Here is a 16,054-nt window from a genome sequence, read left to right on the forward strand (position 1 = left end):
CATGTCCGGTTCTCCTGGCCGTCACCCACAGGTGTCAGGGTCCGTCCGGGAGGTCTCACTGATGACGAAACGTATGTCCACCGCGATCGCCGCGGTACTGGCGATGGTGCTGATCGGCACCGCAACCGCCGAGGCGGGCACCAAGGTGCACCGCAAGGAGCTCGACATCCAGGCCCATCGGGGCGGGATCGGGCTGACCGTCGAAGGCACGCTCGCGGCGTTCGGGCGCGCGATGGAACTGGGGGTCACCACACTCGAACTCGACATCCAGATCACCGCCGACGGGCGTGAGGTGATCACGCACGACCGCAAGATCAACCCGGCCAAGTGCGCCGACACCTCCCCGGTGACCGTGGGCGACCCCGACTTTCCCTACGCGGGCAAGTACGTCAAGGACCTGACGTTCGCCCAGGTGCGCACGCTGGACTGCGGGTCGCAGCGGCACCCGGGTCACCCGAACCAGCAGCTGTCCCCTGGTGCCAGGATGCCGACGCTCGCGGAGTTGTTCGACCTCGCTCGCAGGCACCACGCGTGGCACCTGCGCTTCAACATCGAGACGAAGGTCGAGGCGGGGGCGCCGGAGGAGACCGCGCCACGTGAGCAGTTCGTCGACCGGGTCATCCGGGAGGTGAGCCGTTCCGGTTTCGCCCGCAATGTCACGGTCCAGAGCTTCGACTGGGGCGCGCTCATGCTGCTGCGGGAGAAGGCGCCGTGGTTGCCGGTGGTCGCACTGACCGAGCCCGGCTTCCTGCAGGTGGGTCAGCCCGGCAGGTCGCCGTGGCTGGGCGGCATCGACATCGACGACTTCGGTGGCAGCCCGGTGCAGGCGGTGCGCTCCTTCGGTGCCGATGCGCTCTCGCCCGTGCACGGCAACCCGCAGGGCGGCACCGTGCACGACCCCGGCTACGTGCCGTTCACCACGAAGGCTCTCGTCGAGGAGGCACACCGGGCCGGGATCGAGGTCATCCCCTGGACGATCAACGATCGGGCGACGATGAACAAGCTGATCGACGACGGGGTGGACGGGATCATCACCGACTATCCCGACCGGCTGCGCGAGGTGGCGGCAGATCGGGGCTTCAAGCTGCCCAAGTCGTATCCGGCGAAGCGCTAGCGAGTTCTACCCTTGTCTAGTGCTTGCGCTAGACAAGGGTAGACGCTGCTAGCCTGCCGAGGAGTGAAGACGGCCGAGAACGGGTAGCTTCGGGGGCGCAACGATTCCCGGCTAGTTCAGGAAGGTCGCGATGATTCTCCGCCGAGTGGCGCGCCCGCTCCTCTCCGCCATCTTCATCTCGGGCGGCATCACCGCCCTGCGGGATGCCGAGGGCCACGCGCAGGTCGCCAAACCCCTGGTCGACAAGGCCGTCGCCCCGAACGCCGATGCGCTGCCGGATGCGGTGCCGACCGACCCCGTGAATCTGGTCCGCATCGACGGCGCCGTGAAGATCGCGGCCGGATCGATGCTGGCCCTGGGCAAGTTCCCCCGGCTCTCGTCGATACTGCTGCTCGGCAGCCTGACGTCCACCACGGCGGCCGCGCACCGCTTCTGGGAACACCAGGGAGAAGAACGGCAGCAACACATGGTGCACTTCATCAAGAACGCCGGGCTCGCCGGTGGCCTGCTGCTCGCGGCCGCCGACACCGAGGGCAAACCGTCGGTGGGCTGGCGCGCCAAGCGGACCGCCCGTGATGTCGGCAAGCAGGTGCAGGGCACCACCGGAGCCGTGCAGAAGCGCGCCGCCAAGGCCACCGGGAAGGCGAACAAGACCCTGGAGTCCGCCCTGCCCCGGTGACCCGGCCGGCCGTTCGCTACTTGCTGGCCACCCGGCGGTACTGCGCGGTGGCCAGCGGCGCGAAGATCGCGATGATCGCCACGCAGCTGAGGATCGCGTAGAGGGCCGCGTTCTCGGCCGGCCACCCGGACGGTTCCGGCCAGCCCGCCGGGCTGGGGTTGTTGAAGAGGTCGCGGGTGGCGTTGACCGCCGCCGTGAACGGGTTCCAGTCGGCGATCGGACCGAGGACGCCGGGCAGGCTCTCCTGCGGGACGAACGCCGACGAGACGAACGTCAGCGGGAACATCCAGATCAGGCCCGCGCTGTTGGCGACCTCGACGCTGCGTGCGATCAGGCCGATGTAGGCCCCGATCCACGACATGGCGAACGCGAACAGCAGGATCATCAGGTATCCGAGTACCGCGTCGAGGAAGCTGCCGCGGATCCGCCAGCCGATGAGCAGGCCGCAGGCCGACATGACCACGAGCACGACCACGCTGAGCACCTGGTCGGCGGTGGTCCGGCCCAGGATCACCGCCAGCCGGGACATCGGCAGCGAACGGAACCGGTCGATGATGCCCTTCTGCAGGTCACTAGCGAACCCGATCACCGTGTAGGAGGAGTTGAAGGCGACCGTCTGCGCGAAGATCCCGGCGATCAGGAACTCGCGGTACTGGCTGCTGTCACCGCCAGGACCGCCGATGGCGCCGCCGAAGACATACGCGAACATCAGCACGAACATGATCGGGAACGCGGTGGCACCGAGCAGCCACTCGGGATTGCGCCGCACGTTCATCACGTTGCGCCAGGTGACGACACCGGAGTCGGTGAATACCTTGGCGACGCGCGCCCTCGTCGAGATGTGCTCGGTACTGGCGGGTTTCGCCTGTATCGTCGCGGTCACTGTTCCCCCTCGCTCTCCGCGCGCGACCCGGTCAGCGACAGGAACACGTCGTCCAGCGTCGGCCGGTGCAGCGCCACGTCCTGCACCACGACGTTCTGTGCGTCCAGCAGGCGCAGGGCCTCCACGAGTGCCTTCGGACCGGTGTCCACGATCACGTCCACCCTTCGGGTGTGCTCGTCGATCGCCGGCTCCGCCGCACCGACCTCCGCGAGCACCTTCGCCGTCGCGGGCAGTTCGTCGACCGTGGACACCACGAGTTCGAGCCGCTCACCGCTGATCTGACTCTTCAGCTCGTCGGCCGTACCGCGGGCGATCACCCTGCCCTTGTCGATCACCACGATCGAGTCGGCCAGCTGGTCGGCCTCCTCCAGGTACTGCGTCGTGAGCAGCACGGTGGTGCCGTCGGCCACCAGCTCCTTGATGACCTCCCACATCTCGATCCGCCCGCGCGGGTCGAGCCCGGTGGTCGGCTCGTCGAGGATGACCACGGTCGGCTCCGCCACGAGTGCTCCCGCCAGGTCGAGCCGCCGCCGCATACCGCCGGAGTATCCCTTCGACGGCCGGTCGGCGGCCTCGTCGAGCTGGAACCGGGCGAGCAGCTCCCGGGCCCGCGCGCGGGCCGTGGCCTTGTTCTGGCCGTAGAGCCTGCCGACCATGTAGAGGTTCTCGAAGCCGGTCAGATTCTCGTCGACGGCCGCGTACTGGCCGGACAGCCCAATGACGCGCCGCACCGAGTCCGGCTCGGCGAGCACGTCACGGCCCGCCACCCAGGCCTCCCCCGAATCGGGTTTCAGCAGGGTGGTCAGGATGCGCACCGTCGTCGTCTTGCCCGCGCCGTTGGGCCCCAGCAGGCCCAGCACCTTGCCCGACGGGACCTCCAGGTCGACCCCGTCGAGGGCGCGGGTGGAGCCGTAGGTCTTGACGAGGTCGCGCGCCCGCACGGCGACCTGTCTGTCGTTCTCGGACATGGCGCCAGCCTAGGAGCGAGCACCGACAAAAGTCGCTCGATTTAGCGATCGGCGGAAATTACCTCTCCAGGATCGCTGTGACACCCTGGCCGCCTGCCGCGCAGATCGAGATCAGCCCGCGCCCGGAGCCCTTCTCGTGCAACAGCTTCGCCAGCGTGCCGACGATCCGGCCGCCGGTCGCGGCGAACGGGTGCCCCGCCGCGAGCGAGGAGCCGTTGACGTTGAGCTTGGCGCGGTCGATCGAGCCCGGTGGCGAGTCGAGGTCCAGCTTCTCCTTGGCGAACGTCGGGTCCTCCCACGCCCGCAGCGTGGCGAGGACCTGCGAGGCGAACGCCTCGTGGATCTCGTAGAAGTCGAAGTCCTGCAGGGACAGGCCCGCCTTCGCCAGCATCCGCGGGACCGCATAGGCGGGCGCCATCAACAGACCTTCCTCGCCGTGCACGTAGTCGACGGCCGCGGTCTGCGAGAACGTCAGGTATGCCAGCACCGGCAGCTTGCGCTGCTTCGCCCACTCCTCCGTGGCCAGCAGCACCGTGGACGCGCCGTCGGAGAGCGGAGTGGAGTTGCCCGCCGTCATCGTGCCCTCCTGCCCACCGAAGGCGGGCTTGAGCTTGCCCAGCTTCTCCGCGGTGGAGTCCGGCCGCATGTTCTGGTCCGTGGTGAGCTTCAGGTACGGCGTCACCAGATCGTCGAAGAAGCCGCGGTCGTAGGCGGCCGCGAGACGCTGGTGGCTCGTCGCGGCGAGCTCGTCCTGTGCCTCCCGGGGGATGTCCCACACGCTCGCGGTGAGCGCGGCGTGCTCGCCCATCGACAGCCCCGTGCGCGGTTCGGCGTTCTGCGGGATCTCCGGCACGATGTGCCCTGGCCGCAGCTTGGTGAGCAGCTTGAGCCGCTGGCCGACGGACTTCGCCGCGTTCAGCCGGACGAGCAGCCTGCGCAGATCGTCGTTGACGGCCAGCGGCGCGTCGCTCGTGGTGTCGACCCCGCCCGCGACGGCCGAGTCGATCTGGCCGAGGGCGATCTTGTTGGCGACGTTGATGACGGCCTGCAGGCCGGTGCCGCAGGCCATCTGCACGTCCGCGGCGGGTGTTGCCGGCGAGAGGGCGCTGCCCAGTACGCATTCGCGGGCGAGGTTGAAGTCGCGCGAGTGCTTGAGCACCGCGCCCGCCGCGACCTCGCCGAGCCGCTCACCCTGTAGCGAGAACCGGCTGACCAGGCCGTCGAGTGCCGCGGTGAGCATATCCTGGTTCGACGCGTCGGCGTAGGGTCCGTTGGATCGCGCGAACGGGATCCGGTTGGCGCCGACGATCGCGACCTTGCGGACACCCCGGGTGGATCCGGCCCTGCTCCTGCTCGACCTGGTCCGGCCGCTCGCCGGCTTCTGCGCTGAGGTCATGGCTCCTCCTGGTCAGCATTCTCGCATCCGCTGGCGAGTGTAACTTACTCGCCAGTAGGTTATGGTGTGCAGTGGCACAATCGGCACGGGAGGCATCCGATGGCGGACAGGTACCAGCAGTTCACCAAGACACCGATCGGCAGGTTGGTCGTGCCGAGGCTCGGCCTGCCGGACCCGCCCGTGCTGCGGCGCTACCGGCCGGGGCAGCCCGCTCTCGATGGTCCCGCATTCGTGGGCGCCGCGCCGGGTGGGCGGCTGGAGAAGACGCTTCGGTCGCGGCTGGCCGACGCCGGCATCGAGGTACTTGCCGGCCCGGCGGGCGACGACACGCGCTACGGCGCTCTCGTGTTCGACGCGACCGGCATCACCGATCCCGCCGCGCTGCGTGAGCTGTACGCGTTCTTCCAGCCGGTGATCCGCAAGGTCGGCGCTTCCGGCCGGGTCGTCGTCCTCGGCACGCCGCCGGAGCTGGCCGATGGCAGGGAACGGATCGCCCAGCGCGCGCTCGAGGGCTTCGTCCGCTCGGTCGGCAAGGAGCTCAAGCGCGGCGCCACCGCGCAGCTCGTGTACGTCGCCGAAGGCGCCGAGGACGCCATCGAGTCCACGATGCGCTTCCTGCTCTCGGCCAGGTCCGCGTTCGTCGACGCCCAGGTGATCCGGATCGGCACGGTCACCGTGCCGCGGGTGCAGCCGCCCGCGAACTGGGAGAAGCCGCTCGACGGCAAGGTCGCGGTGGTCACCGGGGCCTCACGGGGCATCGGTGCGTCGATCGCCGAGGTGCTCGCACGCGACGGCGCGCACGTCGTCGCGCTCGACGTGCCGGCGCAGGGCGGTGAGCTCTCGCAGGTCGCCAACCGGATCGGCGGCTCGGCGCTGCAACTCGACATCACGGCCGACGACGCGCCTGCGAAGCTCGCCGGCTACCTGCGTGAGCGGCACGGCGGCGTCGACGTCGTGGTGCACAACGCCGGCATCACCAGGGACAAGACCCTCGGCAACCTCACCGACGCCGGCTGGGACGCGGTGCTCGCCGTCAACCTCAACGCGGCGCTCGCGCTGAACGACAAGCTGATCGGCGACAAGGTGCTGAACGAGAACGGCCGCATCATCGGCGTCTCCTCGATCGCCGGGATCGCGGGCAACGTCGGCCAGACCAACTACGCCACCAGCAAGGCGGGCGTGATCGGCATGGTCCAGGAGGGCGCGCCGCGGCTGGCCGAGTACGGCGGCACGATCAACGCCGTGGCGCCCGGCTTCATCGAGACGAAGATGACCGCCGCCGTACCGCTGTTCATCCGCGAGGCCGGGCGGCGGCTCTCCAGCCTCGCGCAGGGCGGGCTGCCGGTCGACGTCGCCGAGACCATCGCCTGGTACGCCGGTCCCGCGTCGTCGGCGGTCAACGGCAACGTGGTCCGCGTGTGCGGCCAGGCACTGCTGGGAGCGTGAGATGACCGTCAAGGAGCTGCACACCACGCCGAGCCTCGCGACGCTCTACCCGAAGGCGGCGCTCGGCGGCCTGCGCAAGAGCGGCGGCGAGACGCTGCCGGAGATCGAGTACCGGCGGGCAGGCATCGTCGCCGATCCCGCGCACCTCGCGGCATACAACCGGGTCTGCGGGTTCCGGCTCTCCAGTGAGCTGCCCGCGACGTATCCGCACATCCTCGCGTTCCCGCTGCAGGTCGCTCTGATGACCGAGGACGCGTTCCCGTTTCCCCTGCTGGGCATGGTGCACGTGGCGAACCGGATCACCCAGCGAAGGCCGGTGCGCGTCGGTGAGGAGTTCACCCTGCGGGTGTGGGCGGAGCGGCTGCGCCCGCACGAGAAGGGCAGGCAGTTCGACGTGGTGACCGAGCTGGTGGCCGGCGAAGAGCCGGTGTGGACCGACGTGAGCACCTACCTGCGCCGCGGTGGCTCCGGTGGTGGTTCCGGCGAGAAGCGCGAACAGCTCGCGGCACCGTCGCCGAACGCGGTGTGGCGGGTGCCCGGCGACATCGGGCGCCGCTACGCCGAGGTCTCCGGCGACCGCAACCCGATCCATCTGTACCCGCTGACGGCCAAGGCGTTCGGTTTCCCGGCGGCGATCGCGCACGGCATGTGGAGCAAGGCGCGCTGTCTCGCCGCGTTCGAGGGCAGGTTGCCGGAGGCATACACCGTCGACGTGCGGTTCAAGCTGCCCGTGCTGCTCCCGGCGAAGGTCGCCTTCACGTCGTGGCAGGACGGTGACGGGTGGGCGTTCGAGTTGTGGAACGCCCGCAAGCCGAAGCCGCATCTCGAAGGCAGCCTCGTGAGTGCGTAACAGCGTTCCAACTCGCGGAGCCACTCACGACCCGTTACTCGACGGGCCGCCAGACCTCGCCCTCCACCAGGTCGTTGAATCCGAGCCAGACCAGGTTCATCAGCCACGAAGCCAGCACGCCGTCGGAGACGTCGGAGTGGTCCAGCCACCAGTCGGCGAGTGACTCCGCGGCGCCCACGAGCGCGGCGGCCAGCCCCTCACCGGAGAACTCGGCCTGGTGTCCAAGCCCCCTGCGGGCGCCTGCCGACACCACGAGTGTGGACACGAGCGCGACGGCCCTGCTCCGCATCACGTTGATCTCGTCGGCGAACGGGCCGCCAACGGTCAGCGCCTGCCGGTGCAGCACGATCCAGGACTCCCGGTACTCGGCGACGAAGCCGTAGAACGACCGCAGGCCGTGCCACAGCTGCATGTCGGGGGCCACGTCCGGCTTGATGCCCGCCTGCACCGCCTCCAGCAGCCGGTTGGCCTCCCGGCGGATGCAGTGGGTGAACAGGTCCTCCTTCGCGCCGAGGTAGCTGTAGATCATCGGCTTCGACACCCCGGCGACGTCGGAGATCTCGTCCATCGACGCGGAGTGGTAGCCGTAGCGGGAGAAGACCCGCACCGCGGCGTCCAGAATCTGTTTCTCCCGGACCGATCTGGGTAACCGTTTAGCCCGTTCGGGCGAACGCTTGGCTTCCTCCGACACGCGTACCTCCTGTGCTGGGAAACGCTACCTGTTCGGCCGGTTCCCTTCGCATTTCGGTGCGCTTGCCGGTCTCCCTACCCGCAAGTAACCTGAGGCCGTGTCCACGGAAAACTGGTGGCGCCGAGTCCGTTTTCCCCGGCGGTCACGTTACCCGGTGGCCGCCGCGCCGAATGGGCATGTGATCGACGACTTCGCCCGCGAGATCGACGTGCGGGCACTGACGGCCGGGCAGTTCGTCCGCCTGCTGGAAACGCTGCACATGCTGGGTGCGACGGGCGCCGGTATAGAACTGGGCAAGCTCTCCACCGAGGTGCTCGCCGATATCGTGCGGAACGCGTCGAAGGAGCAGATCAGGGGCATCGCCGAGCATCCGGAATTACGCCAGGTGTTTCTCGACGAGATTTTCCGCCGGATGTCGGACCATTTCGTGCCGGAAAAGGCCGGACCCGTCAACGTGGTGATCGGCTGGCGCTTTCCCGAAGGAGCCGGGGAGGACGGTTACGACCGGTTCCAGACCGTGATCGAGGAGGGCACGTGCGTGTCCAGCGCCGACCTCGGCCGCTCGCCCGACACGACCATCACGGTGGCGGCGGAGGACTTCATCCAGCTCGCGACGGGCAACGCGGCGGTGGCGACGATGTTCGTGACCGGCAAGGTCAAGGTCAAGGGCGAGTACGCGCCTGCCGTCCGGTTCAGCAACTACTTCGACATCCCGAAACCCGGGTAGGTCTCACCAGGAGTCGATCACCGGGTGTTGCGGAGGGTGCGGCGGCGGGTTCTGTTCGCGCCGCGGCTCGTCCACCACCTCGCTGTCGACGACGATCACCTGGTTGGTCCGGTAGGCGGCAGGCGCCCTTCGTTCGATCCGGCGCACCCAGGCGCGGCGGACGATGCCCCTGGTCGGCGGGAGCAGGAGCAGCAGGCCGGCGACGTCGCTGACGAAGCCGGGCAGCAGGATGAGGAGCCCGCCCAGCCCGACGAGCATGCCGTTGGTCACCTCGGCATGCGCGGGCCTGCCTGCGCGGGCGGTGGTCATGAAGGCACGCGCGGCCTTGCCTCCCTCGCGGCGGGCGAGCCACGAGCCGAGGAAGGCGCCGGCCAGCAGCACCCCCAGCGTCGGGATGAAGCCGATCGCGGACGCGACCGCCCAGACGGCGGCCACCTCGGCGATGACGTAGAGCAAAAACACGACGGCCATACCCATGACAACGTCTGGGCTGCCCGATTTGCTCCCGGCGCCGGTCGTGAGTGCCCACATCGCCCGGGTGCGGGTGTCCGCAAGACTCCGCAAGACACTGCGAACCCGCGCAGGCACTCACGACCGGACGCGGTCAGTAGGTGATGGCCACCGAAGGATCGGCGAGCAGCGCACCGACGTCGGCGAGGAACTGCGAGCCCTGCTGGCCGTCGACCACCCGGTGGTCGAAGCTCAGCGACAGCTGCATCACCTTGCGCACGGCGAGCTCACCGTCGACGACCCACGGCATGTCGCGGATGGCGCCGACCGCCAGGATCGCCGACTCTCCCGGGTTGATGATCGGCGTGCCGGTGTCGACGCCGAACACGCCCACGTTGGTGATCGTGAACGTGCCGTTCACCATGTCGCCGGGCGGGGTCTTGCCCTCGCGTGCGGTGCCGGTGAGCTCGTCGAGCGCGGCCGCGAGCTCGACCAGGGACATCCGGTCCGCGTCGCGCACCTTCGGCACCACCAGCCCGCGCGGGGTCGCCGCGGCGATCCCGAGGTGCACGTAGTCCTTGTAGACGATCTCGGCGGCCTCGGCGTCCCACACGGCGTTGACATCGGGCGTCCGCCGCACGGCCAGGCACACGGCCTTCGCCGCGAAGGCCAGCGGGGTCAGCTTCACGCCGGCGAAGGCCGGGTCGCGCTTGAGCTTCTCCCGCAGCTCCATCATCGGCGTGACGTCGATGGTCAGGAACTCCGTGACGTGCGGCGCGGTGAACGCGCTCTCCATCATCGCCTGTGCGGTGGCCTTGCGGACGCCCTTGACCGGAACCCGGTGTTCCCGCGCCCCGGGTTCGGTGATGGCCGCAGCCGGCGCGGCCGCCGCTCCGTTCGCGGCGCGCTCGACGTCCTCCCGGGTGATGACGCCGCCGTCGGCGGAGCCGGTCACCGTCCGCAGGTCCACGCCGAGGTCCTTGGCCAGCTTGCGCACCGGAGGCTTCGCCAGCGGCACGTACTCCCCCTCCGTTGCCATGAACGACTCGTTACCGGCACTTTTCGCCGGTAACGAGTCGTTCATGGCAGTTTGTGGCTGCGGGGCGGTGCGGGGGCGGCGCTTGGCGACGACCGTCTTCGAGCCGTACCCGACGAGGGGCTTCATCTCCTCCTCGCCCTCGGGTTCGGCGCTCTCGGGTTCCGCCGGTTTCGCCGGCGTCGCACCGTTGGTGTCGGCGGGCGGGCCCGCGGAGCCCCCCGGGTCGGTGTCGACGGTCAGGATCGGCGTACCGACCTCGACCGTCTGCCCCGGCTCGGCGAGCAACTCGGTGACCACACCGGCCCACGGGATCGGCAGCTCGACCGCCGCCTTCGCGGTCTCCACCTCCACGACGATCTGGTTGACCTGCACCTCGTCACCCGGCTGCACCCGCCAGTTGAGGATCTCGGCCTCGGTCAGCCCCTCGGCGGTGTCGGCGAGGGGGAACTGCTTGTAGTCAGGCATCTCTCGCTAACCCCTTCACCACGCCAGCGCACGGTCGACAGCGTGCAGTACCCGGTCGAGATCCGGGAGGAAGTGCTCCTCCAGCTTCGACGGCGGATACGGCGTGTCGAACCCGGTGACGCGCAGGACAGGGGACTCCAGCGAGTAGAAGCACTCCTGCTGGACGCGGGCCGCGATCTCCGAGGTGATCGACGACTCCGACTGCGCCTCGCTGACCGCGATCAGCCTGCCGGTACGGCGGACCGACTCGAACACCGGCTCGAGGTCCAGCGGGGACAGCGACCGCAGGTCGATCACCTCGAGTGAGGTGCCGTCCTCCTCGACCGCCGTCGCGGCGTCGAGGCACACCTTCACCGAGGGCCCGTACGCGACCAGCGTCGCGGTCGAACCCCGGCGCACCGTCCGCGAGGCGAACAGCGGGTCGGGCGTTGCCGTGGTGTCGACCGGCGCCTTCAGGGCACCCGAGTGGTACAGCCGCTTCGGTTCGAAGAACAGCACCGGATCGTCGCTCCGGATGGCCTGCTGGATCATCCAGTACGCGTCGACCGGGTTCGCGCACGAGACCACCTTCAGGCCTGCGATGTGCGCGAACAGTGACTCCGGCGACTCGGAGTGGTGCTCCACCGCGCCGATCCCGCCACCGAAGGGCACCCGGATCACCACGGGAGCTCTGACGCCGCCCTGGGTCCGGTAGTGCAGCTTCGCCAGCTGGCTCACGATCTGGTCGAAGCCGGGGAAGATGAAGCCCTCGAACTGGATCTCGCACACCGGGCGGAACCCGCGTACGGCTAGCCCGATGGCCGTGCCGATGATCCCCGACTCGGCCAGCGGAGTGTCCAGCACGCGCTGCTCCCCGAAGTCCTTCTGCAGGCCGTCGGTGATCCGGAAGACGCCGCCGAGCTTGCCGACGTCCTCACCGAGGATCAGCACCTTGTCGTCGGCCTCCATCGCCGCGCGCAACCCGAGGTTGAGTGCCTTGCCGATGGTCAGGTTCTGCACGCTCGACGGCGCGCCATCCGTTGTGGCTTTCACCGGTGCCGCCATCATCGCTCACCTGCCCCGGTGCTCGAGCCCGCGAGCGAGTCTTCGGTGGCGAAACCCTCCAGGTAGGCGAGGTACTCCTCGCGCTGGGCCTCCAGCGCCGGTGAGGATTCCGCGTACACGTTGGCGAAGATCCGCTCGGGCGGCGGGTCGGGCATGTTGAAACAGAAGTCGCGCAACTCCGCGGCGAACCGGTCGGCCTCGGCCTGCACATCGTCGAAGAAGGCCTGGTCCGCGCCGCCGGTGCGGGCCAGGTGCACGCGGACTCGTTCGATGGGGTCCTTGTGCTTCCACACCTCGAGCTCGTCGGAGAGCCGGTACCGCGTCGGGTCGTCGGTGGTGGTGTGCGCGTCCATCCGGTAGGTGAAAGCCTCGATCAGCACGGGTCCGTTGCCGTGCCTGCACTCGTCGAGTGCCCAGCGGGACACGGCCAGGCACGCGAGGACGTCGTTGCCGTCGACCCGGATGCCGGGGAAGCCGTAGCCGCGGGCGCGCTGGTAGAGCGGCAGGCGCGACTGGCGTTCGGTCGGCTCGGAGATCGCCCACTGGTTGTTCTGGCAGAAGAACACGACCGGTGCGTCGTAGACCGCGGCCCAGACGAATCCCTCGGCCACGTCGCCCTGGCTGGTGGCGCCGTCGCCGAAGTAGACGATGGTGGCCTCCCCGTCGTCGTCGCCGACCTTGCCCTCGAACTTCTGCCCCATCGCGTAGCCGGTGGCGTTGAGGACCTGGTTGCCGATGACGATCGTGTACGGGTGGAAGCCGTGCTTCTGAAAGTCCCAGCTGCTGTGGTCGGTGCCGCGGAAGATGCCCAGGAGCTCCCTGAAGTCGATGCCGCGCGTGTAGGCGACGCCGTGCTCCCGGTAGCTGGGGAAGGCCATGTCACTGGGCCGCAACGCGCGGCCGGAGCCGACCTGTGCGGCCTCCTGGCCGAGCAGCGGTACCCAGATGCCGAGCTGGCCCTGCCGCTGCATCGCGTTGGCCTCCCGGTCGGCGCGGCGGACCAGCACCATGTCCCGGTAGAGCTCGCACAGCGCCGTGGCGTCGATGTCGGCGACGTAGCTGTCGAAGGGGGAGGAGGCGAGCCGCTCGCCTTCGGGGGTGAGCAGCTGAGTGAGCTCAGCGCCACCTTCTGTTGTTGCTCGCAAACCCGCTATCACCTGCTCTGGAGTCGGTTCCGCCGCTGTCGCGGCCGGTCCGGCGCCAGGCTCCGGGTGCGTCCACTGTTCGGGGGACGACATGCGCTTGTCTCCTTGATGTCGTGCCGCGCGGCCACTTGTGGCGGCCGCTACGACTGCGCCGACGCCCACCTGCGCATCGGATCCGTTGCGCTCGGGTGTCCGTCGGCGGTGACGGTTCACGCCGCCATCCTGGCATGAACGGGGCCGCGCTGGTGACCCCCTGATTCCGATTTGTTGTTCAAAACCGGTAGCTGAGCTGCGAAAACGCTCGGAAGACCGACCGTGTGCCCGCCAAAAGTCGGGTTTGCGAGCCGCCGCCAACCAGCCCTCGTGAGTGTTCACCCGAGTTAGAAGGCGGCTGGGCACTCACGAGCCGGCGCGCACTGTGACGTGTGCCACAACGGTTTCGTGTCACGATCGGGGCATGGACGAGCGACTGGTGCGGGAGACGGTACGCGGACTGTGGGGGCGCGAGGCGCTGACGAGCCTGGCGGGTTTCGTCGAGATCCCGGCGCTCTCCCCGGCGTTCGACTCGGCCTGGCAGCGGACCGGGCAGCTGCACGCGGCGGTTGAGCACGTGCGCGCCTGGCTCGCGCGGCGGCCGATCGGCGGCGCCTCCGTCGAGGTGCTCGAGCTGCCCGGCCGCACGCCGGTGCTGCTGCTCGACGTGCCCGCCCGCGACGCCACCAACCAGGAGACCGCCGTCGTCTACGGCCACCTGGACAAGCAGCCCGCGGCGGGCGAGTGGTCGCCGGGGCTCGGCCCGTGGACGCCGGTGGTCAAGGACGAGCGGCTCTACGGCCGGGGCGCGGGAGACGACGGTTACGCCGGATACGCCGCGGCCGTCGCGCTGGAGGCGCTGCACGCGGCGGGCGGCAGGCACGCGCGCACGGTGGTGCTGCTGGAGACCGGCGAGGAGTCGGGCAGCCCGGACCTGGCCGCCTACCTGGATCACCTCGCCGGGCGGCTTGGCCGGGTCGGGCTCGTCGTGTGCCTCGACACGGCCGGCGCCGACTACGAGCGGCTGTGGCTCGCCACCTCGTTGCGCGGCATCGCGTTCCTCGACCTCACCGTCCGGGTCCTCGAATCCGGGGTGCACTCCGGGCACGGCAGCGGCATCGTGCCCAGCTCCTTCCGCGTCCTGCGGGAGCTGCTCGACCGGATCGAGGATCCGCGAACCGGCGAGATCAAGCTCCCGGAGTGCGTCGTGGAGATCCCGGCCGACCGGCTCGAAGAGGTGCGGACCGCGGTGGCGGAGGGACTGCTCGCGCTGCAGCTCCCGCTCGCCGACGGCGTGCGCCCGGTGACCGCCGACCCCGTCGAGCTCGTCCTGAACAACACCTGGCGCACGACGCTGTCGGTGACCGGTGCGGCCGGCCTGCCACCGCTGGCCGACGCAGGCAACGTGCTGCGGCCGTTCACCAGCCTCAAGCTGAGCTTCCGGCTGCCGCCGACCGCCGACTCGGGCGCCGCGCTGCGGGCGATCGAGAAGGCGCTCACCGCGGATGTTCCCTTCGGCGCGCAGGTGGAGATCGGCAGGGCCGAGGCCGCCGACGGCTGGAACGCCACCGCACGGGCTCCGTGGCTGGAGACCACGCTGGACGAGGTGGGCGCCGAGGTGTTCGGCAAGCCGTGGCGGGCGCTCGGGCTCGGTGGCACGATCCCGTTCCTCGGGCTGTTCGGCCGCGCCTACCCGGACGCGCAGTTCGTCGTCACCGGCCCCCGCGGGCCCGGCAACAACGCCCACGTGCCGGACGAGTGGCTGCACCTGGAGCAGACCGAACGGGTCACCGAGGCGGTGGCGCGCATCCTGCACGCGCACGCCACCGCCTGAGCACGGTTACGTGTCGGACTTCTTGAACTCGAACTTCCCGGCCGCCTCGGAGCTGAAGTCGTACTTCAGCGTGGCCAGGCCGAACGGCTTGCCCGGATCCACCGAGTACAGCGTGGTGGACCGGGGCGGGTTGCGCGTGTCGGCCGGACCGTACTCGTAGTCACCGGTGAGCCCGTCGAACGACACCGTGCCGAGCTCCTGGCTCGCCTGGAGCAGCCCGTCGCGGGAGAGGTCGCCGCGCTCCACCGCCTTCTCCAGCAGCGCGGTCATCGCCCTGGCCTGGTTGTAGCCGAACGCGAAGTAGTAGTCCGGCTGCTGCTCCGGCGCGTACTGCTCCACCCGGTCGATCATGTCCTTCATGCCGGGCACCGACTCGTCGCCCCACTCCGTGCCCTCGGCCACGATCGTGACGTACTGCTGCATGTACGGCGCGACGGCCGACTTGGCGAGCGCCCCGACGAAGCTCGGCGACTGCCCGTACCACCGCGGCGCGAACTGCGCCTGCGCCGCCGTGCCCCAGATCTTTCCCGCGTCCGTGGGGGTCGCGGTCAGGAAGACCATCTCGCAGCCCGCACCCGCGAGCGCACCGATCTGGCCCGCGTAGTTCTCGGTGCCGACCTTGAACCGCTGGGTGTTGGCGACCGTGAACCCGTACTCCTGCGCCGCGAACTCGATGCCCTGCTGCCCGGCCTCGCCGTACACGTCGTCCTGCACCATCGTGCAAATCTTCGAGTCGGGCGAGCCGCCGCCCTCGTTGAGGTAGTGCTCCATCGCGTTGATCGACTGGATCTGGTACGGCGCGCCGATCGGCAGCAGGTTGTCCTCCCGCACCCAGATCGCGTCGAGCGACGCGGGCGCGGCGATCATCTTGTCGCTCTCCAGCAACGGCAGCACGGCCAGTGTCGGTGCCGTGCCGAGGATCTGGGTGAACGCGACGACGTCGCCCTTGGTCTTGTTGTACTGCTGCACGGTGACGTCGGGCTTGTAGAGGGTGTCCTCCTGCACCAGCTCGACCTTGTACTTGCCTGCGACGCCACCCTGGGAGTTGAGGTGGTCGAACCAGACCTTGTTCCCCGCGGTCAGTGGCTGGCCGATCACGGCGATCGGCCCGGACAGCGGGCTGAGCACGCCGAGCTTGATCGTCGTGCCGTCGAAACCGGCGGTGGTGCCGGGTTCGCCCGCCTGGCCACCCCCCGAGCCGCCCTCCTCTCCCGCGCCGCCGCACGCCGCGGCGAGCAGCGCCGTGGCGGCGAGTGCCGTCGTGATCTTCCATCTCTTCGTGCGCACCAT

The 16,054-nt window shown here is 69.6% G+C and carries 15 protein-coding genes; 6 read left to right on the forward strand and 9 right to left on the reverse strand.

The features are described 5' to 3' along the window. Positions 1 to 61 precede the first annotated feature (61 nt). Positions 62 to 1,114, forward strand: a complete 1,053-nt coding sequence (locus tag JAP66_RS00605) for a glycerophosphodiester phosphodiesterase family protein (protein WP_199429036.1) — start codon at positions 62 to 64, stop codon at positions 1,112 to 1,114. 145 nt (positions 1,115 to 1,259) lie between these two features. Continuing rightward, positions 1,260 to 1,793 carry a DoxX family membrane protein gene (locus tag JAP66_RS00610; protein ID WP_307849379.1) on the forward strand — a complete coding sequence of 178 codons (534 nt, stop codon included), beginning with the start codon at positions 1,260 to 1,262 and terminating at the stop codon, positions 1,791 to 1,793. Positions 1,794 to 1,809: 16 nt separating this feature from the next. On the opposite strand, the gene JAP66_RS00615 is transcribed toward JAP66_RS00610, so the two are convergent. Genes JAP66_RS00615 through JAP66_RS00625 form a run of 3 tightly spaced genes read right to left on the reverse strand, consistent with a single transcriptional unit; the run spans position 1,810 to position 5,040 of the window. After that, complete coding sequence (locus JAP66_RS00615) at positions 1,810 to 2,634, reverse strand: ABC transporter permease (protein WP_307849414.1); 825 nt, start codon at positions 2,632 to 2,634, stop codon at positions 1,810 to 1,812. Positions 2,635 to 2,672: 38 nt separating this feature from the next. After that, positions 2,673 to 3,644, reverse strand: a complete 972-nt coding sequence (locus JAP66_RS00620; protein WP_199429045.1) for an ATP-binding cassette domain-containing protein — start codon at positions 3,642 to 3,644, stop codon at positions 2,673 to 2,675. A gap of 58 nt (positions 3,645 to 3,702) precedes the next feature. After that, positions 3,703 to 5,040 carry an acetyl-CoA C-acetyltransferase gene (locus JAP66_RS00625; RefSeq protein WP_199429047.1) on the reverse strand — a complete coding sequence of 446 codons (1,338 nt, stop codon included), beginning with the start codon at positions 5,038 to 5,040 and terminating at the stop codon, positions 3,703 to 3,705. Positions 5,041 to 5,139: 99 nt separating this feature from the next. On the opposite strand from JAP66_RS00625, the gene JAP66_RS00630 reads away from it, so the two are divergent. Both JAP66_RS00630 and JAP66_RS00635 read left to right on the forward strand, forming a co-directional pair. Next, a complete protein-coding gene (locus tag JAP66_RS00630) occupies positions 5,140 to 6,486 on the forward strand; it encodes a 3-oxoacyl-ACP reductase (protein ID WP_199429049.1) in 1,347 nt (448 codons plus the stop codon). A 1-nt stretch (position 6,487) separates the two neighbouring features. Next, positions 6,488 to 7,336, forward strand: coding sequence for a MaoC/PaaZ C-terminal domain-containing protein (locus tag JAP66_RS00635; protein WP_199429051.1), 849 nt, complete (start codon positions 6,488 to 6,490; stop codon positions 7,334 to 7,336). A 34-nt stretch (positions 7,337 to 7,370) separates the two neighbouring features. On the opposite strand, the gene JAP66_RS00640 is transcribed toward JAP66_RS00635, so the two are convergent. Then, positions 7,371 to 8,027, reverse strand: a complete 657-nt coding sequence (locus JAP66_RS00640) for a TetR/AcrR family transcriptional regulator (protein WP_199429053.1) — start codon at positions 8,025 to 8,027, stop codon at positions 7,371 to 7,373. Between the two features lie 181 nt (positions 8,028 to 8,208). Between JAP66_RS00640 and JAP66_RS00645 the strand changes: the two genes are divergently transcribed. Next, positions 8,209 to 8,754, forward strand: a complete 546-nt coding sequence (locus JAP66_RS00645) for an SCP2 sterol-binding domain-containing protein (RefSeq protein ID WP_307849415.1) — start codon at positions 8,209 to 8,211, stop codon at positions 8,752 to 8,754. 3 nt (positions 8,755 to 8,757) lie between these two features. On the opposite strand, the gene JAP66_RS00650 is transcribed toward JAP66_RS00645, so the two are convergent. From JAP66_RS00650 to pdhA, 4 genes are all read right to left on the reverse strand, one after another. Beyond that, positions 8,758 to 9,225 (reverse strand): FxsA family protein, encoded by a 468-nt coding sequence (locus JAP66_RS00650; RefSeq protein ID WP_199429055.1) that lies wholly within the window; start codon positions 9,223 to 9,225, stop codon positions 8,758 to 8,760. Between the two features lie 133 nt (positions 9,226 to 9,358). Next, positions 9,359 to 10,708: a dihydrolipoamide acetyltransferase family protein gene (locus tag JAP66_RS00655; protein ID WP_199429057.1), complete on the reverse strand. Its 1,350-nt coding sequence runs from the start codon at positions 10,706 to 10,708 to the stop codon at positions 9,359 to 9,361. Positions 10,709 to 10,723: 15 nt separating this feature from the next. Further along, positions 10,724 to 11,752, reverse strand: coding sequence for an alpha-ketoacid dehydrogenase subunit beta (locus JAP66_RS00660; RefSeq protein ID WP_199429059.1), 1,029 nt, complete (start codon positions 11,750 to 11,752; stop codon positions 10,724 to 10,726). Then, a complete protein-coding gene (pdhA, locus tag JAP66_RS00665) occupies positions 11,752 to 12,990 on the reverse strand; it encodes a pyruvate dehydrogenase (acetyl-transferring) E1 component subunit alpha (RefSeq protein WP_199429061.1) in 1,239 nt (412 codons plus the stop codon). The genes JAP66_RS00660 and pdhA overlap by 1 nt, the downstream gene beginning before the upstream one ends. A gap of 364 nt (positions 12,991 to 13,354) precedes the next feature. Here pdhA and JAP66_RS00670 point away from each other — a divergent pair, with 364 nt between their 5' ends. Then, positions 13,355 to 14,764 carry a M20/M25/M40 family metallo-hydrolase gene (locus JAP66_RS00670; RefSeq protein WP_199429063.1) on the forward strand — a complete coding sequence of 470 codons (1,410 nt, stop codon included), beginning with the start codon at positions 13,355 to 13,357 and terminating at the stop codon, positions 14,762 to 14,764. Positions 14,765 to 14,770: 6 nt separating this feature from the next. On the opposite strand, the gene JAP66_RS00675 is transcribed toward JAP66_RS00670, so the two are convergent. Beyond that, entirely contained in the window at positions 14,771 to 16,054 is a 1,284-nt protein-coding gene (locus tag JAP66_RS00675) for an ABC transporter substrate-binding protein (RefSeq protein WP_199429065.1), read from the reverse strand.

It is taken from the genome of Qaidamihabitans albus (assembly GCF_016464705.1).
Taxonomy (GTDB): Bacteria; Actinomycetota; Actinomycetes; order Mycobacteriales; family Pseudonocardiaceae; genus Qaidamihabitans; species Qaidamihabitans albus.